At 58.2% G+C, this 21,800-nt stretch carries 24 protein-coding genes; 12 read left to right on the top strand and 12 right to left on the bottom strand.

Features of this window, described 5'->3' with window-relative positions; genetic code table 11:
- The first annotated feature begins 52 nt into the window (after nt 1–52).
- On the top strand, nt 53–1,183 hold the full coding sequence (locus AFK24_RS02625) for a GNAT family N-acetyltransferase (protein WP_065831764.1): 1,131 nt from the start codon (nt 53–55) through the stop codon (nt 1,181–1,183).
- 245 nt (nt 1,184–1,428) lie between these two features.
- Here AFK24_RS02625 and AFK24_RS02620 read toward each other — a convergent pair whose 3' ends face one another.
- From AFK24_RS02620 to AFK24_RS02605, 4 genes are all read right to left on the bottom strand, one after another.
- Entirely contained in the window at nt 1,429–3,261 is a 1,833-nt protein-coding gene (locus AFK24_RS02620) for an ABC transporter ATP-binding protein (protein WP_065831763.1), read from the bottom strand.
- Between the two features lie 114 nt (nt 3,262–3,375).
- Nucleotides 3,376–3,945 carry a peptidylprolyl isomerase gene (locus AFK24_RS02615; RefSeq protein WP_065831762.1) on the bottom strand — a complete coding sequence of 190 codons (570 nt, stop codon included), beginning with the start codon at nt 3,943–3,945 and terminating at the stop codon, nt 3,376–3,378.
- A gap of 134 nt (nt 3,946–4,079) precedes the next feature.
- The gene (locus tag AFK24_RS02610) at nt 4,080–4,868 is read right to left on the bottom strand and encodes an alpha/beta fold hydrolase (RefSeq protein WP_065831761.1); all 789 of its coding nucleotides are present in this window, start codon (nt 4,866–4,868) and stop codon (nt 4,080–4,082) included.
- 13 nt (nt 4,869–4,881) lie between these two features.
- Nucleotides 4,882–5,805: a LysR family transcriptional regulator gene (locus tag AFK24_RS02605; protein ID WP_065831760.1), complete on the bottom strand. Its 924-nt coding sequence runs from the start codon at nt 5,803–5,805 to the stop codon at nt 4,882–4,884.
- A 58-nt stretch (nt 5,806–5,863) separates the two neighbouring features.
- Between AFK24_RS02605 and AFK24_RS02600 the strand changes: the two genes are divergently transcribed.
- From AFK24_RS02600 to AFK24_RS02585, 4 genes are all read left to right on the top strand, one after another.
- A complete protein-coding gene (locus tag AFK24_RS02600) occupies nt 5,864–6,178 on the top strand; it encodes a 3-phosphoglycerate kinase (RefSeq protein WP_065831759.1) in 315 nt (104 codons plus the stop codon).
- Nucleotides 6,179–6,340: 162 nt separating this feature from the next.
- On the top strand, nt 6,341–6,940 hold the full coding sequence (locus AFK24_RS02595) for an FMN-dependent NADH-azoreductase (protein WP_065831758.1): 600 nt from the start codon (nt 6,341–6,343) through the stop codon (nt 6,938–6,940).
- A 206-nt stretch (nt 6,941–7,146) separates the two neighbouring features.
- On the top strand, nt 7,147–8,361 hold the full coding sequence (locus AFK24_RS02590) for an aldose 1-epimerase family protein (protein WP_065831757.1): 1,215 nt from the start codon (nt 7,147–7,149) through the stop codon (nt 8,359–8,361).
- A 180-nt stretch (nt 8,362–8,541) separates the two neighbouring features.
- Entirely contained in the window at nt 8,542–9,405 is an 864-nt protein-coding gene (locus tag AFK24_RS02585) for a carboxylate/amino acid/amine transporter (RefSeq protein WP_065831756.1), read from the top strand.
- Nucleotides 9,406–9,527: 122 nt separating this feature from the next.
- Here AFK24_RS02585 and AFK24_RS02580 read toward each other — a convergent pair whose 3' ends face one another.
- Nucleotides 9,528–10,793, bottom strand: coding sequence for a mechanosensitive ion channel family protein (locus AFK24_RS02580; protein ID WP_065831755.1), 1,266 nt, complete (start codon nt 10,791–10,793; stop codon nt 9,528–9,530).
- 182 nt (nt 10,794–10,975) lie between these two features.
- On the opposite strand from AFK24_RS02580, the gene AFK24_RS02575 reads away from it, so the two are divergent.
- Nucleotides 10,976–12,322: a DEAD/DEAH box helicase gene (locus AFK24_RS02575; RefSeq protein WP_065831754.1), complete on the top strand. Its 1,347-nt coding sequence runs from the start codon at nt 10,976–10,978 to the stop codon at nt 12,320–12,322.
- A gap of 241 nt (nt 12,323–12,563) precedes the next feature.
- On the opposite strand, the gene AFK24_RS02570 is transcribed toward AFK24_RS02575, so the two are convergent.
- The gene (locus AFK24_RS02570) at nt 12,564–12,836 is read right to left on the bottom strand and encodes a hypothetical protein (protein ID WP_065831753.1); all 273 of its coding nucleotides are present in this window, start codon (nt 12,834–12,836) and stop codon (nt 12,564–12,566) included.
- A gap of 182 nt (nt 12,837–13,018) precedes the next feature.
- Here AFK24_RS02570 and AFK24_RS02565 point away from each other — a divergent pair, with 182 nt between their 5' ends.
- Nucleotides 13,019–13,414: a transcriptional regulator gene (locus AFK24_RS02565; protein WP_065831752.1), complete on the top strand. Its 396-nt coding sequence runs from the start codon at nt 13,019–13,021 to the stop codon at nt 13,412–13,414.
- An 88-nt stretch (nt 13,415–13,502) separates the two neighbouring features.
- On the opposite strand, the gene AFK24_RS02560 is transcribed toward AFK24_RS02565, so the two are convergent.
- From AFK24_RS02560 to AFK24_RS02545, 4 genes are all read right to left on the bottom strand, one after another.
- On the bottom strand, nt 13,503–14,372 hold the full coding sequence (locus AFK24_RS02560; RefSeq protein ID WP_065831751.1) for a DUF6279 family lipoprotein: 870 nt from the start codon (nt 14,370–14,372) through the stop codon (nt 13,503–13,505).
- Nucleotides 14,373–14,434: 62 nt separating this feature from the next.
- Nucleotides 14,435–15,160 carry a TorF family putative porin gene (locus AFK24_RS02555; RefSeq protein WP_065831750.1) on the bottom strand — a complete coding sequence of 242 codons (726 nt, stop codon included), beginning with the start codon at nt 15,158–15,160 and terminating at the stop codon, nt 14,435–14,437.
- Nucleotides 15,161–15,318: 158 nt separating this feature from the next.
- Nucleotides 15,319–15,831 carry a hypothetical protein gene (locus AFK24_RS02550; RefSeq protein ID WP_065831749.1) on the bottom strand — a complete coding sequence of 171 codons (513 nt, stop codon included), beginning with the start codon at nt 15,829–15,831 and terminating at the stop codon, nt 15,319–15,321.
- 194 nt (nt 15,832–16,025) lie between these two features.
- A complete protein-coding gene (locus tag AFK24_RS02545; RefSeq protein ID WP_020289033.1) occupies nt 16,026–16,214 on the bottom strand; it encodes a hypothetical protein in 189 nt (62 codons plus the stop codon).
- Nucleotides 16,215–16,553: 339 nt separating this feature from the next.
- On the opposite strand from AFK24_RS02545, the gene AFK24_RS02540 reads away from it, so the two are divergent.
- Together AFK24_RS02540 and AFK24_RS02535 are read left to right on the top strand one after the other, a co-directional pair.
- Nucleotides 16,554–17,390, top strand: coding sequence for a CvfB family protein (locus AFK24_RS02540; protein ID WP_065831748.1), 837 nt, complete (start codon nt 16,554–16,556; stop codon nt 17,388–17,390).
- 154 nt (nt 17,391–17,544) lie between these two features.
- Entirely contained in the window at nt 17,545–17,946 is a 402-nt protein-coding gene (locus AFK24_RS02535; RefSeq protein ID WP_065831747.1) for a DUF2177 family protein, read from the top strand.
- Between the two features lie 50 nt (nt 17,947–17,996).
- Here AFK24_RS02535 and AFK24_RS02530 read toward each other — a convergent pair whose 3' ends face one another.
- Nucleotides 17,997–18,377 (bottom strand): hypothetical protein, encoded by a 381-nt coding sequence (locus AFK24_RS02530; RefSeq protein ID WP_065831746.1) that lies wholly within the window; start codon nt 18,375–18,377, stop codon nt 17,997–17,999.
- Between the two features lie 260 nt (nt 18,378–18,637).
- Between AFK24_RS02530 and AFK24_RS02525 the strand changes: the two genes are divergently transcribed.
- The 3 genes from AFK24_RS02525 to def all read left to right on the top strand — a co-directional run bounded on the left by AFK24_RS02525 (nt 18,638) and on the right by def (nt 20,610).
- Nucleotides 18,638–18,829 carry a CsbD family protein gene (locus AFK24_RS02525; RefSeq protein ID WP_020289037.1) on the top strand — a complete coding sequence of 64 codons (192 nt, stop codon included), beginning with the start codon at nt 18,638–18,640 and terminating at the stop codon, nt 18,827–18,829.
- Between the two features lie 233 nt (nt 18,830–19,062).
- Complete coding sequence (locus tag AFK24_RS02520; RefSeq protein ID WP_065831745.1) at nt 19,063–20,025, top strand: YihY/virulence factor BrkB family protein; 963 nt, start codon at nt 19,063–19,065, stop codon at nt 20,023–20,025.
- A 45-nt stretch (nt 20,026–20,070) separates the two neighbouring features.
- Nucleotides 20,071–20,610 carry a peptide deformylase gene (gene def / locus AFK24_RS02515; protein ID WP_065831744.1) on the top strand — a complete coding sequence of 180 codons (540 nt, stop codon included), beginning with the start codon at nt 20,071–20,073 and terminating at the stop codon, nt 20,608–20,610.
- Between the two features lies 1 nt (nt 20,611).
- Here the strand turns inward: def and AFK24_RS02510 are convergent, their stop codons facing one another.
- Nucleotides 20,612–21,439, bottom strand: a complete 828-nt coding sequence (locus tag AFK24_RS02510) for a class I SAM-dependent methyltransferase (protein WP_065831743.1) — start codon at nt 21,437–21,439, stop codon at nt 20,612–20,614.
- Nucleotides 21,440–21,800: the final 361 nt, after the last annotated feature.

The raw sequence follows: 21,800 nt of genomic DNA, 5'->3' as shown, positions 1-21,800 counted from the left end.
GCGGCAATGAGGGATACTCGCGGGCACGTCTGCTGCTCCTGGGGAATTGCGCATGTCCGTACAGACCACCGACAGCCTGAGCACGATCGCGTCCTCGCAATGGGACGCGCTGGTGTCGGGCACCTCGCCTTTTCTGCGTCACGCCTTTCTCAGTTCTCTTGAGGATAGCGGCAGCCTCGGCCCGCGCTCGGGATGGCGGGCCGAACACCTGCTCAATTATCAGGACGGGCAACTGGTCGCGGCGATGCCCGCCTACCGCAAGTGGCATTCCTACGGCGAATATGTGTTCGACCACGGCTGGGCGGATGCCTGCCGTCGCGCCGGCATTGCCTACTATCCAAAGCTGCTGGTGGCGGTGCCGTTCAGTCCGGTCAGCGGGCCGCGCATCCTGTGCGCCTCACCCGAGGCCGGTATCGAGTTGCTCAACGGCTTGCCGGAGTATTTGAAGGAACAGGAACTGTCCAGCGCCCACGTCAATTTCACCGACCCGCTGGCGGATGCGTTTCTCGCCGAGCAACCCGGCTGGCTGCAGCGTTATGGCTGTCAGTTTCATTGGCAGAATCGCGGTTACCGGGATTTTCAGGATTTCCTCGACGCCTTGAGTTCGCGCAAGCGCAAACAAATGCGCAAGGAGCGCGAGCAAGTGGCGGGGCAGGGCATCGAGTTCGAGTGGCTTGACGGTCATCAACTGAGCGAAGCGCTGTGGGATTTCGTCTACGCCTGTTACTCCAATACCTACGAGATTCGTGGGCAGTCGCCGTACCTGACGCGGGAATTCTTCAGCCTGCTCGCCGAGCGCATGCCGGAAGCGATTCGGGTGGTCCTGGCGCGGCAGGGCGCACGGCCGGTTGCCATGGCGTTCAGCCTGTTGGGTGGCGACAGTTTTTATGGCCGCTATTGGGGATGCCTGGCGGAGTTCGACCGCCTGCATTTCGAGACGTGTTTCTATCAGGGCATGGATTACGCCATTGCCAATGGCTTGCAGCGCTTTGACGCAGGCGCCCAGGGCGAGCACAAATTGATTCGCGGCTTTGAGCCGGTCATCACCCGTTCATGGCATTACCTGACCCATCCGGGTTTGAAAGACGCCGTGACTGATTTTCTCGAGCAAGAGCGCGTGGGAATCCTGGCCTACGCCGAGGATGCCCGCGGAGCGTTGCCGTATCGGCAGACCTTGGGATGAACCGTTGGAGCGACGCTTGCTGTAGGACCGGCTTAAGCCGGGAGGGCAATTGACGCTTTCGCGACTAAAGTCGCTCCTACGGTCGCTCCTACGGTCGCTCCTACTGGCGATACGTTGCCGTATCGGCAGGTTGAAGGATGAGCCGTTGGAGGCATGCTGTAGGACCGGCTTTAGCCGGGAGGGGTATTGACGCTCTCGCGACTAAAGTCGCTCCTACGGCCGCTCCTACAGCCGATTCCATTGCTTCAATCAATCCCCACAAACCCACCGGTCTGATGCTGCCACAACCGCGCATACAAACCACCGTGTGCCAGCAGTTCGGCATGGGTGCCGCTTTCGGCGATCTGGCCGCGTTCCAGCACCACCAAGCGATCCATGCGGGCGATGGTGGACAAGCGGTGGGCGATGGCGATCACGGTCTTGCCGCGCATCAAGGTCTCCAGGCTTTCCTGAATAGCCGCTTCGACTTCCGAATCCAGCGCTGAGGTGGCCTCGTCCATGATCAGAATCGGCGCATCCTTGAGCAGCACCCGCGCGATGGCGATCCGCTGGCGTTGACCGCCGGACAGCTTGACACCGCGCTCGCCGACATGAGCATCAAATCCGGTGCGCCCTTCGGCATCCGACAGCAACGGGATGAACTCATCGGCGCGGGCCTTGTACACCGCCTCCCATAACTGTTCATCGGTTGCATCGGGCTTGCCGTACAGCAGGTTGTCGCGAATCGAGCGGTGCAGCAACGACGTGTCCTGAGTGATCATGCCGATTTTTTCCCGCAGACTTTCCTGTGCTACGTGGGAAATGTCCTGGCCATCGATAAGAATCCGGCCGTCCTGCACGTCATACATGCGCAGCAACAGGTTCACCAACGTCGATTTTCCCGCGCCGGAAGGGCCGATCAAGCCGATTTTTTCACCGGGTTTGATATCCAGGTTCAGGCCGTGAATGATCCCGTTGCCATTGCCGTAATGGAAATCAACGCCGTCGAACTTCACGCCGCCTTTGTCCACTTCCAGGCGCGGTGCGGTTTCACGGTCGGTCACGCTGACCGGTTGCGAAATGCTTTGCAGACCGTCTTGAACCATGCCGATGTTTTCGAAGATCCCGTTGACCACCCACATGATCCAGCCCGACATGTTGACGATGCGGATCGCCAGGCCGGTGGCCAGCGCGATAGCGCCCACCGAGATCAGCGATTGCGTCCACAGCCACAGCGCCAGACCGGTAGTGGTGACGATCAGAATACCGTTCATGGTGGTGATGACGGTGTCCATGGACGTCACGACGCGGCCGGCCAGCTGGCTTTTTTCCGTCTGCTCGCTGATCGCTTCCCGAGCGTACTGCTGCTCGAAATTGGTGTGTGCGAACAGCTTGAGCGTGGTGATGTTGGTGTAGCCGTCGACAATGCGCCCCATCAATTTGGAGCGCGCATCGGATGACACCACCGAGCGCTCTTTCACGCGCGGCACGAAGTAACACAAGGCCAGAATGTAAGCGACGATCCACGACAGCAGCGGGATCATCAGGCGCCAGTCGGCTTCGGCAAACAGCACCAGCGAACTGATGGCATAAATCAACACGTGCCACAGCGCGTCCACCGCCTGTACCGCTGAGTCGCGCAGCGAGTTGCCGGTCTGCATGATGCGTTGGGCAATGCGCCCGGCGAAGTCGTTCTGGAAGAACTTGATGCTTTGTTTCAGCACATAACTGTGGTTCTGCCAGCGAATCATGCTGGTCATGCCGGGGCTGATGGTCTGATGCACCAGCAGGTCATGCAGGCCGACGAAAATCGGCCGCAGCACCAGCGCGACAACGGTCATCCAGATCAGCTCGGTGGCGTGAATGCTGAAGAAATTCTTGTCGGGCGTGCCTTGGGCAAGGTCGATGATGCGGCTCAGATAACTGAACAGCGCCACTTCGATCAGCGCGCCGATCAGGCCCACCACCAACAGTGCGGCGAAGCTTGGCCAGACCTGTCGCAGGTAATAGATGTAGAAAGCGAGGACTTTATTCGGTGGGGCGTCTGTTGGTGCGTCCCGGAAGATGTCGATCAGTTTTTCGAAACGACGATAGAACATTGGCTGACGCCCGCTTGTGCGCAGGCTCTCCTTGCTTGAAGAAAACTCCCACAGTCAGACCGCGTGATCCTGACATTGCTCAGAACAATTTCACGCGGCCTGGCACATCTCGACTCAGTCGACGCGCTTGGCGGACTTGATCAGGATAGGGTCCAACGGCACGTTTTGCATGCCACCTTTGGTGCCGGTCTGGGCGTTGACGATCTGGTCGACCACGTCCATGCCCTTGACCACTTTACCGAACACGGCGTAGCCGAAATCACGCGCGCCATGATCAAGCATAGCGTTGTCATTGGTGTTGATGAAAAACTGGCTGGTGGCCGAGTTCACATCCGAGGTTCGCGCCATGGCCAGCGTGCCGCGCACGTTGTGCAGGCCGTTTTCCGCTTCGTTCTTGATCGGGTCCTTGGTGTCCTTCTGTCTCATCTGCGCAGTGAAGCCGCCGCCCTGGACCATGAAGCCGGGAATGACGCGATGGAAAATGGTGTTGGTGTAGAAGCCGCTGTCGACGTAGCCCAGGAAGTTCTGGGTGCTGATCGGTGCCTTGGCATCGGCGAGTTCGATTTCAATCGCGCCGAAGCTGGTCTCGAGCACGACGTGGGTCGGCTTGGCGGGTGCGGTGGCAGCCATCAGATTGGCGGCAAAGAGCACGGAACAGGCGGCGATTGCGATTTTTTTCAACATGGGTCAGTTGATCCTGATTGATGGTTTCGACTGCGATCAGCAATGCGGACATGCTGTGATCCAGTGCGCAAGGTAAGCACGTTTGGCTTTTTTTGCCCAGTATCCCTATGCAAAGGGCTTAGGCGCGGATTGCTTCAGACCGGCACGGCATCGATGAACTCCAACACCACGCGATTGAATTCATCGGCCTGATCCAGCGGCGTGGCGTGCCGGGAATCCTTGATGACGATCAGCTTCGCATTGGGGATCAGGCCGACGTAAGCCTGCTTTAGCGCGACGGGCGTGTAATCCCGGTCGGCACTGATGATCAGCGTCGGGCAGGTGATCCGCGAGAGTTTTTCCTGCACGCCCCAACCGACGATGGCGTCGAAACTGGCCAGGTACGCCCGTTTGTCATTCTCGGCCCAGCGCGTGGCCATCTTCGTGCGCAGATGCACCTGTTCAGGCTTTGGAAACAGATTCTTGCCCAGCGCCTTGCCCAACGTTTCCATGCTCAACAGCCGGGCCAGGCTCCAGCGTTTGGCCCATTGCCAGACATCATTGGCGCTCTTGACCTTGACCTGCGGCGCGCTGTTGACGATGCACAGGCTCTTGACCAGCGCCGGATGATCCACCGCCAGTTGAAAACTGATCATGCCGCCCATGGACAGCCCGACCAGGTGCACCGCCGGCAGATTCAAGTGCTCGATCAACGCCAGCACATCGCCACTGAAGCCGCGCATGCTATAGCGTTCCCGGGGTTTGTCCGAGCGACCATGGCCGCGCATGTCCACGACGATAACGTGATAGCGCGCCGCCATTGCCGGGATCTGGTATTCCCAGTCCCGGCAGCTGGAACCCAGGCCGTGCAGCAAGAGCAACGGCGCGCCCTGGCCGTATTCCTCGTAATGCAAGGTGCAACCTTCATGTTCGAACCAGGCCATGGACGTCTCCTTGTCAGGCTTGTTGAGGTGCTGCGAAAGGTGCGGTCAGTGGCGCGGTATCGAACGTGCGGATCAATTCGATGAGGATCTGCGTCGCCGGGCCCAGGGGTTTGTCCTTGCTGGAATAAAGATAGAAGGTCGGGCTGCGGCTGCCGCCTTTATCCAGCGGCAAGGCTTTGAGCACGCCTTCCTTGAGTTCACGTTCGATCAGGTGGCGAGGTAGCCACGCAAAGCCCAGGCCGCTGCTGACGAAGGTCGCGGCGGTCGCCAGGCTGCCCACCGTCCAGCGTTGCTCGGCGCCGAGCCAGCCAACATCCCGAGGTTGATTGCGGCCCGAGTCACGGATCACCACTTGCAGCTGGCTTTCCAGATCCTGGAAATTCACCTCACGCTGCAACTGATGCAAGGCATGCTCCGGATGCGCGACGGCGACGAATTCCACGGTGCTCATTTCCGTGCCCAGATAACCCGGAATGCTGAAACCACTGATCGCCAGATCGGCAACGCCTTCGAGCAGCACTTCTTCCACGCCGGACAGAACCTCTTCGCGCAGCCGCACCCGACAGCCGCGGCTCTGGGGCATGAACGCGGTCAGGGCACGGACCAGTCGCGCGTTGGGGTAGGCCGCGTCCACCACCAGGCGCACTTCCGCTTCCCAGCCTTGCTCCATGTGATGCGCGAGGTCTTCGAGTTGACTGGCCTGCTTGACCAATTGCCGCGAGCGACGCAGTAACACGCCGCCCGCTTCGGTGAGCACGGCCTTGCGCCCGTCGATACGCAGCAACGGCACCCCGAGTTGATCCTGCATGCGCGCCACGGTGTAACTCACCGACGACTGCGACCGATGCAAGGCTTCCGCCGCCTGGGCGAAACCGCCATGGTCGACCACGGCTTGCAAGGTGCGCCATTGATCAAGGGTCACGCGGGGCGCTTTCATCTGTAGCTCCTTCTTACGCTTTGTCCTAATCTGCCAATCCCCTCTTGGAGACTGCCCGATGAACAGAATCTGTTGTGTGTTGCTGGCCATGCTGCCGCTGAGCGCCTGGGCGTATCCCATCGAAGTGGAAAAACACTATCAGGGCGTCGAAATCGACTACACCAGCCATGACACGTTCTACGATACCGGCGCGATCACCGTGAACAACTACGGCAGCGTCCCGGCCAAATGCAGCGTGGTGTTCCAGAATGGTCCGGAGGCGCCAAAGACGCGCCGCGTGACCGTCGCCGCGAAAAAAAGCGTGGACGTGTCGGCCAAGTTCAACCGCAGCATCATCAAGCTGCGGATCAAGCTCAACTGCGAACCCGAATAATCGCTCGTCGGGCGCCAGACTGGGTAAGAGAGTAGAGCGCCTCTCTCGATAAAACAATTTTTTAGATGTTTAACAGCGGATTTTTACGCTTTTTAATCGATACAGCCTTCTCTACTCTGCACTCCATCGACTCAAGACATTCTTCGATGGAGGCAGCGCCCCATGTCCCGCGTACTGATCATTGAAAGCAGCGCCCGTCAGCAGGATTCCGTCTCCCGCCAATTGACCCAACAGTTCATTGGCCAGTGGCGAGCGGCTCATCCCGACGATCAACTGACGGTCCGCGACCTTGCCACCGAGCAGGTGCCGCACCTGGACGCGACGTTGCTGGGCGGCTGGATGAAGCCTTCGCAGCAGCGCACCTCTAGCGAACAGGCCGCGCTGGACCGTTCCAACCAATTGACCGACGAATTGGTGGCTGCGGATGTGCTGGTACTCGCAGCGCCCATGTACAACTTCGCGATCCCCAGCACCCTGAAAGCCTGGTTCGACCATGTGCTGCGTGCCGGTGTCACCTTCAAGTATGGCGAAACCGGTCCGCAAGGCCTGCTGGTCGGCAAGCGTGCCTTTGTCCTGACCGCGCGCGGCGGCATTTATGCGGGCAGCAGCCTCGATCATCAGGAACCGTACCTGCGTCAGGTGCTGGGTTTCATCGGCATCCATGACGTCACGTTCATTCACGCCGAAGGCCTGAACATGGGCGGCGACTTCGTTGAAAAAGGCATGAACCAGGCCATCGCCAAACTCGCCCAGGTCGCCTGACCCGCGCGGCACTACCGATTTCCCCTTGGCGCCCGCCGCTCCTGGGTGCGTGGCCCGATTGACCCCTCTTTGGCGGTCATCGGGCTTTTTTCTGTCTGGAATTTAACGGGTCGCTCAACATTTTTGCGAAATATGACTAGACTCGATTGCTAGCTGAATCGATTAACCCGTTACGCAAAACCATAATTCCAATAAGGACTGCCCTCATGAAACCCCTTCCCCTGCTGCTCGGCCTCGGCGCCATTACCGCCGCTTCCAATGTTTTCGCCTGGGATTACGTCTTGCTCGATGCCGACAAGGCCGCGCAAAACCAACAGATCACCAGTGCTCAGCTCGGCGTCAAGACTGACAAACCTTTTTCCGTGACCCTGCGCACTCTGCACGGCGGGCGTCAGGAAGGGGTGAGCATCATCGATATCGACAACGGCACGATGAAACTCTCGGTAGTGCCCACGCGCGGCATGAACGTGTTGCACGCTTCGGTGGGCGACGTGCGCATGGGCTGGGATTCGCCGGTCAAGGACGTGGTCAACCCGGCATTCATCGAGCTCAATGGCCGTGGCGGACTGGGTTGGCTGGAAGGGTTCAACGAGCTGGTGACGCGCTGCGGCTACGAATGGGTGGGGCATCCGGGCATGGACAACGGCGAACTGCTGACCTTGCACGGTCGCGCGGCGAATATTCCGGCGAGCAAAGTCACCCTGCACATCGACGAAAAGCCGCCTTATGCAATCAGCCTCAAGGGTGAACTCCAGGAGCAGGCATTCAAGAAAGTCGACTTCACGGTGCAGACCGAACTGGTCACCGAACCCGGCAGTGTGCGCTTCACCCTCAATGACACGCTGACCAACAACGGTGACTATCCGAAGGAATATCAGGCGCTGTATCACAGCAACTTCAGCACGCCATTCCTGGAACAGGGCGCGCGTTTTGAGGCACCGGTGAAGCAGGTCTCGCCATTCAACGAGAAGGCCAAGGGCGATCTGGCTGATTGGCAGACTTATCGAGCGCCTACGCCGGACTACGACGAAACCGTCTACAACGTGGTGCCTTACGCGGATGACAAGGGCGATACGCTGACTGTGCTGCACAACAAGGTCGGCAGCCTTGGCGTCGCGGTGGGTTTCAATACCCAGCAACTGCCCGTGTTCTCGCTGTGGAAAAACACCGACACCCAAGGGCAGGGCTATGTGACCGGACTGGAGCCGGGCACCAGTTTTTCCTACAACCGTCGCTATCAGCGTCCACTGAACCTGGTGCCGACCATCGGCCCGAAACAACAGCGTCAGTTCCAGATCAGCTACAGCCTGCTGGCCGATAAAGGCGCGGTCGATCAAGCTTTAGGCCAGATCAAAACCATTCAGGCGGGGCGCAGCACTGAAGTGCGCAATGAGCCGTTGGTTGATTTGACCAAGGAGTAAGACGCAACGTCGGACTCGTAGGACCGGCTTTAGCCGGGAGGGCGCCCGTTCTGCCGACGCAGTTGCTGCAAATGAGCTGACCTCCCGGCTAAAGCCGGTCCTACGTATTCCAGCTCCCACAAAAAAATGACACCCAAACCCCAAAACCGCTAAGGTCGCCGCCTGCAAACGGGGGCATCTATGGGTTATCTACTTTTTGTGACGCTGATTCAGGCGTTTTCCTTCAGCCTGATCGGCGTTTATCTGGCAGGCCATGTCGACAGTTACTTTGCCGTGCTGATTCGCGTGGTACTCGCCGGGCTGGTGTTCATTCCGCTGACCCGCTGGCGTCAGGTCGAACCGCGCTTCATGCGTGGCATGTTGCTGATCGGTGCGCTGCAATTCGGCATTACCTACGTGTGTCTGTACCTGAGCTTTCGGGTATTGACCGTGCCGGAAGTCTTGCTGTTCACCATTCTTACGCCACTGCATGTGACGCTGATCGAAGACGCGCTCAATCGCCGTTTCAACCCTTGGGCCTTGCTGGCGGCATTGGTCGCGGTACTCGGCGCCGGGGTGATTCGCTACGACGGCATCGACGGCAATTTCCTCGGCGGTTTCCTGCTGCTGCAAGTCGCCAACTTCACCTACGCCGCCGGGCAAGTGCTCTATAAGCATCTGGTCGCGCGTTACCCAAGCGACCTGCCGCACTATCGACGCTTTGGCTATTTCTACCTTGGCGCACTGATCATCGCCTTGCCCGCGTTCTTGATGTTCGGCAATCCCCAACACCTGCCTGATGCGCCGCAGCAGTGGCTGGTTTTGGTGTTTCTGGGTTTGTGTTCGACGGCGTTGGGCATGTACTGGTGGAACAAGGGGGCATGCATGGTCAACGGCGGGACTCTGGCGGTAATGAACAACCTTCATGTGCCCGTCGGGCTCCTCATCAATCTGCTGATCTGGAACCGTCATGAGGATTTGGGCCGCTTGTTCGTTGGCGGGGCCGTGATCGTGGCTTCGGTGTGGATCAGTCGGTTGGGTGTGAAAAAACCTCGATTGGCGTGACCTGCGTCGGTAATCACACGGCAAACACGTAGGGGCGAGTGGGGTGGCGATCCACCTTGTTCGCGAGGCGATATTCCTCACGACACCGCCCTAAAGCCTCGCCAACAAGTTGGCTCCTACAGTCAGGACTCAGGGTGCCGCTGGGCCAACCCCGCTCGCATATCCATCCCGCTCGGCTGCTGATACAGGCTCAGGCCAAACTCCGGCAACACCGCCAGCAGGTAATCGAAAATATCACCCTGGATGCGTTCGTAGTCGGCCCACACGGTGGTGCGGGTGAAGCAGTAGATTTCCAGCGGTACGCCCAGCGCCGAGGCTTCCAGCTGGCGGACCATGCAGGTCATGTCCGGGTGCACCTCAGGATGGCTTTTCAGGTAGGCCAGCGCGTAGGCGCGGAAGGTGCCGATGTTGGTCATCCGGCGCCGGTTGGCCGACAGCTGCGCCACATTACCCTGAGCCTGATTCCAGGCCAGCAGTTCGGCCTGTTTGCGTCCGATATAGTCGGTCAGCAAATGAACCTGGCTCAGCTGCTGTTCCTCGTCGTCATTGACGAAGCGTACGCCGCTGGCATCGATGAACAGACTGCGCTTGATGCGCCTGCCGCCTGACTGCTGCATGCCGCGCCAGTTCTTGAATGACTCGGACATCAGGCGCCAGGTCGGAATCGAGACGATAGTCTTGTCGAAGTTCTGCACCTTGACCGTATGCAGCGTGATGTCCACGACATCGCCATCAGCACCGACTTGCGGCATTTCGATCCAGTCGCCGACGCGCAGCATGTCGTTGCTGGTCAACTGCACGCTGGCCACGAACGACAGCAGCGTGTCCTTGTAGACCAGCAGGATGACCGCCGACATGGCGCCAAGCCCGGACAGCAGCAACAGCGGCGAGCGGTCGATGAGGGTGGCGACAATGATGATCGCGGCGAAGATATACAGAATCATCTTCGCCAGTTGCACATAACCCTTGATCGAGCGTGTGCGGGCGTGGGTAGTGCGCGCATAAATGTCGAGCAACGCATTGAGCAACGCGCCCATGGCCAGGGTCATGAACAGAATGGTGAAGGCCAGCGCGATATTGCCGATCACATTCTTGCCGGTGGCGCTCAGGTCAGGCACCAGATTCAGGCCGAACTGGATCACCAGCGACGGCGTTATCTGTGCCAGACGCTGGAATACCTTGTTGTGCAGAAAATCATTGAGCCAGTGCAGCGCCGGTTGCCTGCCGAGCATCTTCATCGCGTAAAGAATCAGGAAGCGCGCCACTCTGCCTAGCCCCAGCGCCGCGATCAGCAGTAACAGCAGGCCAAGGCTCGCGTGCAGCAGCGGATGTTGATCCAGCACGCCCCAGAGTTCCTGAACGCGAAGCCATAGCGATTGAATATCCATGTGGCGCCTTGCGACTCCCGAAGAAAATAAGCTGCCGATTAGAGCATTCATGACCGCGACTTGGGCGACGTATGGCAAATCGAGTAACAAAATAAGCAGTTAGTCGTAAAGAAACTCGGCCCCGGCGCTCGAAACCGTTAGGCTATGCGCCTGTATTTTTGTATTTCGTCGAGGTAGCACCCGTGTTTTCCCAATTCGCCCTGCATGAACGCCTGCTGAAAGCCGTGGCCGAGCTTAACTTTGTCGAGCCTACGCCTGTGCAAGCAGCGGCCATCCCGCTGGCGCTGGAAGGGCGTGACCTGCGGGTGACTGCGCAAACCGGTAGCGGCAAGACTGCGGCATTTGTATTACCGATCCTCAATCGCCTGATGGGCCCGGCCAAGGTTCGCGTCGACATTCGCGCTGTAATCCTGCTGCCGACCCGCGAGCTGGCACAGCAGACGCTGAAAGAAGTCGAGCGCTTCTCGCAGTTCACCTTCATCAAGGCCGGGCTGATTACCGGTGGCGAAGATTTCAAGGTCCAGGCCGCCATGCTGCGCAAGGTGCCGGACATCCTGATCGGTACGCCGGGTCGTCTGCTGGAGCAGCTCAACGCTGGCAACCTGGATCTCAAACAGGTTGAAGTCCTGGTCCTGGACGAAGCCGACCGCATGCTGGACATGGGGTTTGCCGAAGACGTCGAGCGTCTGGCTGGTGAATGCCCGAACCGTCAGCAGACCTTGCTTTTCTCGGCCACCACCGGTGGTGCGGGCCTGCGCGAGATGATTGGCAAAGTGCTGACTGACCCGCAGCACTTGCAGGTCAACAGCGTCAGCGAGCTGGCTTCGGGCACGCGTCAGCAGATCATCACCGCTGACCACAACAGCCACAAAGAGCAGATCGTGCACTGGCTGCTGGCCAACGAGACGTATCAGAAGGCGATTATTTTCACCAACACCAAGGCCATGGCCGACCGTCTGTATGGCCGTCTGGTGGCGCTGGACTACAAAGCGTTCGTGCTGCACGGCGACAAGGACCAGAAAGACCGTAAGGCGGCGATTGATCGTTTGAAGCAGGGCGGCACCAAGATCCTCGTGGCCACCGACGTTGCAGCGCGTGGTCTGGACGTTGAAGGCCTGGACATGGTCATCAACTTTGACATGCCGCGCAGCGGCGACGATTACGTGCACCGCATCGGCCGTACCGGTCGCGCCGGTGGCGAAGGTCTGGCGATTTCGTTGATCTGCCATGGCGATTGGAACCTGATGTCCAGCGTCGAGCGCTACCTCAAGCAGAGCTTTGAGCGTCGCACGATCAAGGAAGTCAAAGGCTCTTACGGCGGACCGAAGAAGGTCAAGGCGTCCGGCAAGGCTGTTGGCGTGAAGAAGAAAAAGACTGACGCCAAGGGCGACAAGAAGAAAACCGGCGCCAAGGCCCCGACCAAACGCAAAATCGCCAACCGTCCGAAAACCGATGCCTTGTCATTGGTGAGCAAGGACGGCATGGCACCGTTGAAAAAGCGCAAAACCGAAACGCCAGCGGCTGAATAAGTCCTCTTATCGAAACCCGTAGGAGCGGATTTATCCGCGAAGGCGGTATTCCGGCAGCAGAAGATGCGTCGGATTCACCGATGTCTTCCCGGATAAATCCGGTCCCACGGGCTCGCGCCGATTTCAAAATTGTAGGAGCGGATTTATCCGCGAAGGCGGTATTGAGGCAGCAGAAGATGCGTCGAATGTACCGGCCCTTCGCGAATGAATTCGCTCCTACGGGTGATCGGCGGTTAACCCGCTACTCCGTCTTCTTCTCCGCCGTCTTCATTTCCTTGAGCCGCTGATCAATCAGCTGGCACTTGTCTGGCAGGTCCTTGGACGCTGTCTCCAGATCCATCTTTTGCAACTCGTCGTTGATCTCTTTGGCCTTGGTCGGATTCTGCTCGGTGAGTTTCTGCACTTCCTTGGCCAGTTGCTCACGCTTGGCGGTTGCCTCTTCGGGTGTGCACGCCCATGACGGCACGGCGCTCAACAGGGCTAACGCGGCGGTAATGCTCAACAGGATTTTCATGGCTGCCTCTATTTCCTTTGCGGGCTTGAACGGTTGAGCGCCAATTTCCAGAAAAAGTTCAGCAGCACCGCTCAGCCGCCTTGGCTGAACGGCCAGCGTTGGCGCGTGTCTCAATTTTCAGTAGCAAGCCTGATGGCGGGACGTCACGGGCCACTTATCCACGCTGGATGGAGGTAAGAGAAATGGAACTGCCTTATGACTGGGACCTTATCGAACGTCTGCTGCACGAAGTGCAAAACGGCGCCAACGAAAGTTTCAAGCCTCGTAAATACGCAGAGGACCACGCTGCTACTGAGGCTCAGGCTGGCGAAGAAGTCGGCAATCTCGATCATCTGAAAGCAATTGCCGGCGAATACGAGGCGTTGCTGCTCAGCCGTGGCTTCATTCAGCCGCGTCCGGAAGAAGAGGGCGGCAACGGTGAAAATTTCATCCTCAGCCCGCGTGGTTCAAGGCTGCTGGCATTGATCGACAGCGCCATACCTGGCAACGACCATCCGCGTCAGGTGCTGGATGAACAGGCTGATCCGCTTGATCCAGCGACCTTTGACGAGGTAGCGGCTAAAGCGCAGATTGCCTGAAGCCCGCCCCCCTGTAGGAGCGAACTTGTTCGCGAGGCGCCATACCTGACACACCACCTCGCCAACAAGTTGGCTCCTACATATGGATTCAGGCTGCCTGAGCCGCTTTCAGACAGCTCAAATCAGTGAAGTCCTTGCGCGTGCTGGCGATCTTCTCCAGCAACTGCTCACGTTGGTCCGGCGTGCTTTGTGCCATCAGGTCCACCAGCAATGAAATGGCGGCTTTTTCGGTCTGGTCATACGCCACGCGGTATTGCGGCGTCCAGAACGTTTCCCGATCCTGCAACAACTTGGCGATTTTCTCCGGGAAGTCGCTGGCTTGCCGATTCTGCACGGTGCTCACAAACAGCGCTTGCCAATGGGTGCGGTTATCCAGCCAGGCGCGATTCTGTTCGCCCAGTGACGCCGACCAGCTCTGTACCCGTTGTTTCTGCGCCGGGCTCAGCGAGCCGAGCCAGGGACTCAGGCGTTTTTCCATGCGCTCGGCGCGTTCGCTGATCTGCTTGTCCAGCGGCTGCTTGAGGTATTCATCCTCGTGTTTGCGGCGATCCTTGGCGAAAGTCTCCTGCATCTCCGCGACCTGCTTGTCGTCGAGCTGCGCCAACAGCTCCACCGCCGACGGCGTGATCTGTCGCGAGATCTGCGCAATGGCTTGCTTGGCTTCTTCAGTGCGGGCGCGCAGTTCCTGCTCGGTCACCTGATTGGTCTCGACCATTTCCTCCAGGCGATCCAGCCAGGTGAGATAACCTGGCAATTGCGTGCTGCAATGCCAGCTCAAATGCTCCTTGAGTCGGCCGTTCAACCAACCCTTCTGCGTGGAATTCATGCCGAGGTAGTCGTTGAGCGACCAGGGGATGATGACGTCCAGATTCCGATAAGCGAGCCCGATGCGCGTGCATCCGCCCAGCACAAACAGCGCCATCAACAACGTAATGAAGGCTTTGAACGGGGTGCGCATGAAGACTCCTCGATTGACCTGCTTATCCTGTAGAGCGGGCCTGAGGATAGCAGTTCAGTCGATCAGAAGAACGCGCGCACGGCCTTGACGGTGAAGGTGCCTTCACACTGCGGATTATGGCCGCTGTAGGCGCTGCAATCACTGCCGCTCAGGCTTGAGCCGCTGTAGATCAGGTTCATGTCGATGCCCATCCACGGCCGCGTGATGTTCAGTGACCAGTCGTTGAACATGCTGACCATGCCGCCGTCGGTGATCTGCTGCGGCGTGTCGAACTGATGATTGGCATATTGCATGCGTACACCGATGCCCAGCCGTTCGATACCGCCCAGATCAACGAACAAGGTGCTGTCGCGCCGGCCGATGTCGTTGCTGAATGCGGCGCCGACGCGACTGTTCAGCACGCGCAGGCCAGCGTAGAACTCATGGCTGTCCAGCTGGCTGGTGTCGGGATAGCTGTAGCGAATGATGCCCATCTCATAGCCGAGGGTTTTGTCGAAGGGCTTCTTGAAACCCATGTACGAGTCAACTTCCAGCGTTGTGTCGTCAGTAATGCCGACGCTGGGTGTCCACTGTCCGACGTAGAAGCCGCTTTCGTGGGTCAGGTCCAGGCCGCCATGGAAGGAGCCGCTGCCGTTTGGCGTGACCAGACCCTGGGCCATGCTGCGCGCGGGTGAAGTGCCGAGCTTGAGATCGAACGCACCCAATTCCCGCTCCAGCACCTGGGCAGAAGCGGACTGACAAATAATTACGGCGCCCAACGACAGGACGTAATGACGAATATTGAGCATGTGCTCACTCCTGGAGTTGAGGAGTGGGATCGGAGCAGTCGTATCGAAAACGGCGCTTCGGCAAATCGCCAGCGACCCAACAGAAACCGCGAGCTAGAGCCTCGCAAGCATACCGGCGAATGCGCGCGGGATCGGACCGTTCGTCGATCCGCGCGCGATCAGTTGGAAGCGGTGGTCTGGGGCGCTGGAATGATCAGCCCGCGAATCACTACTAACGCTTGCTCGAAAGACGGATAACCGCTCTTGGCGACATCCAGCTCGGCATAGTCGGCACGGTAGCGTTCAGACTGTTTCTGGTCGCTCATGCTCAGCTGTTGGGCGAGCAGGGCAATGGCCAGTGGGTGCTTGCGCCGGGCAGCGTCCTGCAGCAATTCGATGACGTGGGGCTGGTCGCGTTGTTGACGGATCAACAGCACAGCCTGATAGAACTCGGCTTCACCGGAGGCGTCGTCAATGCCAGCACGGCGCAGCATGGCTTCAGCCAGTTCATAGTTTTCCCGGTCGGCTTCGCTGATCAACAGCTTGGCCTGCAACATGTCGTTCTGATACAGCAAATGTTGTTCACGACAGGCGCTGCCTGCGGGGTAACTGTCATCGAGCATGTTGTCGCAGCCGTGCGATGCACAACCACCCAGACAAATCAGTGCGCCGAAAAGCATCCAGTTCTTCATTCGTGCATTCCGCAAAGGGGCTTGCTCCAAGGGCTTCATCCTGCCCGTCGCAGCGTCAGTGCGCAACGAGCTGAGCATCCTGAAGGTATGCCAAGAGGCTGAGCGGGGAGTCTAGCTGATGCAGCGAAGGATCAATCCACTAGCGCCCTGAGAATCAAAGCGCATAGAGATCGACAACTGGAGCGGGGGGAAAATTACTTTTTGCCGAGGGTGATTTGCTTGGATGGGCCGAAAGTCTGGCCGCTGACGCCTTTGGCGATTTCCTGGATTTCACCACCGGACTTCAGAAAAGCAGCAATCTGGGCGTTGATCGAGTCGCTCGTTTCAACGGCTGGAGCTGGCTTTGCTTTGGAGTTGGATGCTTTTACGCGCATGGCTGCCATTAACCTATATAAACTTGATACGGCCAGCAATTGTATATGAATGGCTTGACAATTGCTCTAGAAATATAGCCTTAAAAGCGATGCCCAGAGCGCCGTGAATTATTTATATCTGCTGATAATTAGCTCACTAACTTACTGTTTTACTGCTGAAAAGTCGTTTTTTGACGGAATTGGGCAGGAACAAATCTGCTAGTCACAGCTGAATCAGTCTGACGAATGGGGAGCAAATTGTTGAATTTTATGGGGGTTCCAGCATCCCGTTACCCAATGCTTTGCGCGTCGCGATCCTGATCAACAAACTCGGGTAGAATGACGCCCACGTAATGAGGGTATTTGGAAATGGCGTTAATCGGGCGTTACAACAGCTTGCAAGTCGTGAAGCACACTAACTTTGGTCTGTATCTGGATGGCGGGGCGGATGGCGAAATCCTGCTGCCCAACCGTTATATCCCCAAGGATATTCCTAGCGAAGATGAGGACTGGCTCAACGTTTTCGTTTATCTGGACAGCGAAGACAAGCTGTTGGCCACCACTGAAACACCCAAGGTTCAGGTCGGTGAATTCGCCAGCCTGAAAGTCGTTGAGGTCAACAGCATTGGCGTGTTCCTCGATTGGGGCCTGCCCAAGGATTTGCTGCTGCCGTACTCGGAAGAGAAACGCACGTTGCAGGCCGGTGACTATTGCGTGGTCCACGTCTACCTGGACAAACACACCCGCCGCATCACTGCGACTGCGCGTCTGGACCGCTATCTGGACAAGACGCCGGCCACCTACACCGTTGGCCAGGAAGTTGATTTGCTGGTTGCCGAAGCCACCGATATGGGTTTCAAGGCGATCATCAACAACAAGCACTGGGGCTTGATCCACAAGAACGAAGTGTTCAAGTTCATGCGTGCCGGCAAGCAAGAGAAGGGTTTCATCAAGGAAATCCGTACTGACGGCAACCTCAGTCTGAGCCTGCAACCGGTCGGCGCAGAGGCCTCCAGCAGCCTCAACTCGAAAATCCTCGCCAAGCTGCGGGAAAACAACGGCACGCTGCCAGTCAGCGACAAGAGCGATCCACAGGTCATCAGCGGCTTGTTCGGCGTCAGCAAAGGCAACTTCAAGAAAGCCATCGGCGCGCTCTACAAGCAGGGCCAGATCGTGATTCATGTAGATCGTATTGATCTGGTTTGATCTCGCCGCATTAATCGAGATTGTAGGAGGGGACTTGTCCCCGATAGGGGTAGGCCAGACAGCGTTAGTGTCTGGAGGGTACAGGAGACTGATCCATCGCATTCGGGGACAAGTCCCCTCCTACTGATCCGGAACCATTTGATACTGATGACCTATGAAAAGAAATCTGACGGCTTACCTGAGTACACTGGTGGCGTTCCTGATCCTGGACGGTGTCTGGCTCGGCTTGCTGATGGGCCCGACTTACCGCAGTTGGCTCGGTTCGATCATGGTCGACAAGCCTGTGGCGGGGCCGGCGGTGGTGTTTTACCTGCTGTATACGGCGGGGCTGGTGTATTTCGCCGTGCAGTCGGCCTTGCGCCGCCACAGCTTGACCCATGCGATCAAGCGCGGCGCGATGCTGGGGTTGGTGGCTTATGGCACTTATGACTTAAGCAACTGGGCCACGCTGCAGGGCTGGCCGGCGCAGATGGCGTTGGTGGATCTGGCGTGGGGTACCGTGGCATCGGCCGTGGCGGCGACGGTCGGTTATCTGGTGACCAAGCGTCTGGCGTGAAGGTGTCGCACCTGCTCGTGACTGCAACGGCAACGAGCAGGTCCGTCACATCAGGGCTGCAGGAACCCGGCAAAACTCAGGTTCGCGCCGTCCGGACGCACGTCCTTGAGGAATGAATCCTTGTCGGCGCTCAATTCCAGGCTCACGGTGGATTTGCGTTTGCCTCGGTTGCGCACGACCAGGCCTTCCATGTGGTCGCGCAGAAAGACCGTGGTGACCTTCAAATGCAGCAGTTGATCAGTGCTGGGCGTGTGCAGCAGCAGATGAACCCATTCGTACTGACCCACCGCCAGCCGGCCGAGCGGAAGATCGAACCACCAGATGTTCTTGTTGGTGTTCAACGCCGTGAAGTGGGTGTTGTTGGTACCGAGCACGGCCCCGCCCAGTTCCTGATTGCGGCGTGCGATGGCCTGCTTTTTATCGAGTTTCATAATGTTCCTGTGGATCTGAATAGTCGGCGCACTGACCCGAGTCAGGGCAGCCTGATTGCGTGCCGCATTCTCGGGGGTTGCCGGGCAAACTTAAAGTCAAAGTTGCTGCATGGCCTGAAAAAACACCGCTGGTTCCCCGTGTTGCCTGGCCTGACGAGCGGCAGTGCAGCGGGTAAAAATAATTGAAACTCTGCTCAAAGGAGGCGGGTCAATCTTTATGTCGAGGTTAAGACACCCGAATTTTACTCTGGAGAGTACCTATGAGCAGCACTGGCGATAAAGTTAAAGGCATGGCTAACGAAGCTGTCGGCAACGTCAAGCAAGGGGTTGGTAAAGCTACCGACAACTCCAAACTGCGTGCAGAAGGCAAGGCTCAGGAAATCAAAGGCGAAACTCAACAAGCGGTAGGCAAAGCCAAAGACGCTGTGAAAAAGGGCGTCGATAAGGCATGAAGCTATCGGTCCCGATTAGGTATTCGGGGTTGATACTTAAATAACGGTCATCCTCGGATGGCCGTTATCATGTCTGGCCTGGGTGATTTGAAACTTTTTTGTCGGGCAACCAGTCCATTAAGCTCTAAAACGCCTGTCAGAGCGGCAAGGCCCTCGATCAACGCAGAACTGCCGAATGTCAACCTGGTCGTTTCGGCACTATAGTTTCGGCACCATTCAGCGAAGGAAACGCCATGATTTTTTCGGAATTGCGCAAACTTTCGCCGTTCAAGGTAATGGTGCGAACCGTCAGCGAGTTCCTCGATGATGAGATGTCGACCTACGCGTCGGCGCTGGCGTACCAGATGCTGTTTTCCTTATTCCCGTTTTTGTTGTTTCTGATCGCCCTGATCGGTTTCCTGCATCTCCCCGATTTTTTCTCCTGGTTGCGCCTGCAATCAGAGCTGGTTCTGCCGCCCCAGGCGCTGGAACAAGTCAACCCCGTGATCGATCAACTGCAACAGTCCAAAGGCGGACTGCTGTCGATTGGTATCGTCATTGCGCTGTGGACCGCGTCCGCAGGCGTGCGGCTGATGATGAGCGCCATGAATGCCGCCTATGACGTGGTCGAAGGACGCCCGGTCTGGAAACGCCTGCCGTTGTCGGTGCTCTACACCGTCGGCATCGCCATGATGCTGCTGGCGGCAGCGGCGCTCATGGTGACTGGCCCGCAAGTCATGAACTGGCTGGCGTCGCAGATCGGCATGGAAGATTTCATTGTCACCTTGTGGACGATCCTGCGCTGGCCGTTGATCGTCGCGCTGCTGATGGTGTCGGTGGCGCTGATTTATTACGTGATGCCTGACGTTAAACAGGAATTTCGTTTTATCACCCCCGGTTCCGTGCTGGCGGTGGTGGTCTGGATCATCGCGTCGCTGGGCTTCGGTTATTACGTCAAGACGTTTGCCGACTACAACGCCATGTATGGCAGCATCGGCGCGATAATTGTGCTGTTGTTGTACTTCTATATTTCAGCGGCAGTGTTGTTGCTGGGCGCGGAGATGAACGCGGTCATCGAGCACATGTCTTCTGAAGGCAAAGACCCGGGCGAGAAGGAAGCGGGCGATGGCGGCGTAGCGTCCACCGAGAAGCAGCATGTTTCCGGACTGGGTCGTGACCATTCCGTGCCACTGCCTGCCAAGGCCGACGAATCCTGAGCACAGCTGTGGCAGGATGACGTTTTCGTTGAAGGAGGCCGATTCATGATCCGCGACATTCTCAAGATGGGCGATGAGCGTTTGCTGCGCATCGCTCCCGCAGTGCCCGAAGCGATGTTCGGTACGACTGAGCTCAAGACCCTGATCGCCGACATGTTTGAAACCATGGAAAGCGTCGGTGGCGTAGGGCTGGCGGCACCGCAGATTGGCGTCGATCTGCAATTGGTGATTTTCGGTTTTGAAAGCAGCGAGCGCTACCCGGACGCTGAAGCGGTGCCGCAAACCATTCTGCTCAATCCGCTGATCACACCCCTGAGCCCAACCCTCGAAGAAGGTTGGGAAGGTTGCCTGTCCGTGCCTGGCCTGCGTGGTGCCGTTGAGCGTTATCAAAGCATTCGATACGAAGGTTTCGATCCCGATGGGCAACCAATCCAGCGCATCGCCCACGGTTTTCACGCCCGGGTGGTGCAACACGAATGCGATCACCTGATCGGGCGCTTGTACCCGTCGCGCATCACCGATTTCAGCAAGTTCGGTTTCATGGACGTGATGTTTCCGGACATGGACCCGAATGCCGACGAATGACTCAGTGCGCTGCTGGCTTGATAAAACGTAACGTCAGCCGGTCGGATTCGCCGATAGCCGCGTATTTGGCGCGGTCCTGATCGCCGAGCCGGAAGGTGGGCGGCAAGGTCCAGACGCCTTGGGCGTAATCCTTGGTGTCCTTGGGATTGGCATTGATTTCACTCTGGCCGGCCAGCTCGAACCCCGCCTCTTTCGCCAGTTTCACGATGTAATCCGTCGGCAGGTAACCACTCTGCTTGATTGCCTCAACGGACGCCCCGTCCTTGGCGCGATGATCAACCACGCCCAGTGTGCCGCCCGGTTTCAGCACTGCAAAAAATGCCTTGAACATTGCCGGGGCATCGTCGGCCAGCACCCAGTTATGTACGTTGCGAAAGGTCAGCACTGCGTCCGCTGATGCCGGTTTGCCGAACGCCGGGGTTTGCGGGTCGTAGTCGATAACCTGGGCTTTGCCGTAATGGGCGGGGTCGGCAGCGAATTTCTGTTTCAGGCTGTCGGCCGCCTTGCGTGCGTAATCGCTGGTTGCCGGATTGACCACTGCGGCAATGTACTGGCCGTGATCCTTGAGCAGCGGCGCCAGCAGTTCGCTGTACCAACCGTTGCCCGGCGTGATCTCGATCAGGGTTTGCTCAGGCCGCAGGCCGAAGAACTGCAGGGTTTGTTGCGGGTGACGATACACATCACGGGCGCTGTTTTGCGGGGCCCGCCAGTCGCCGTTCAACACCTGGGCGAATTGGGCGTCGGTGACGGTAGATGCGGGCGCGGCGGCGATAGCCAGGGGAGCGGCCAGCGCACCGAGTAAAGAGCAGGTGATAAGCGCAAACTTCATGGTCCGTCCTTGAGGCTTGAAAAGGTCAGGCCGCAGGCTAGCACGGGGTTTTGCGCGACGGATCACACATTTTGTGAGGTGATTAGTGCTGGATGATCTATACGCGAAAAGGCCCACCGTAGGGGCAAATTCATTTGCGAGGCGGTCGCAGAGATCGCGTAGATCCCGTTGGAGCGAGGCTTGCCCGCGAATCGGTCTTTCAGGCACAGAAGAAGGGTTGAATGTCCCGGCCTCTTCGCGGGCAAGCCTCGCTCCCACGGGACTGTGGCGCGTTTCAATCACCAGTCCGCATCAGATTGGGGTGGCGCGCTGGCCGGGATGAAGTAGGAGCGAATTCATTCGCGAGGCGGTCGCAGAGATC

It is taken from the genome of Pseudomonas syringae (assembly GCF_001698815.1).
In the GTDB taxonomy this organism is placed as follows: Bacteria; Pseudomonadota; Gammaproteobacteria; order Pseudomonadales; family Pseudomonadaceae; genus Aquipseudomonas; species Aquipseudomonas syringae_A.
Note: the sequence above shows the minus strand (reverse complement) of the source record. Positions and strands in the feature narration are given on the sequence as shown.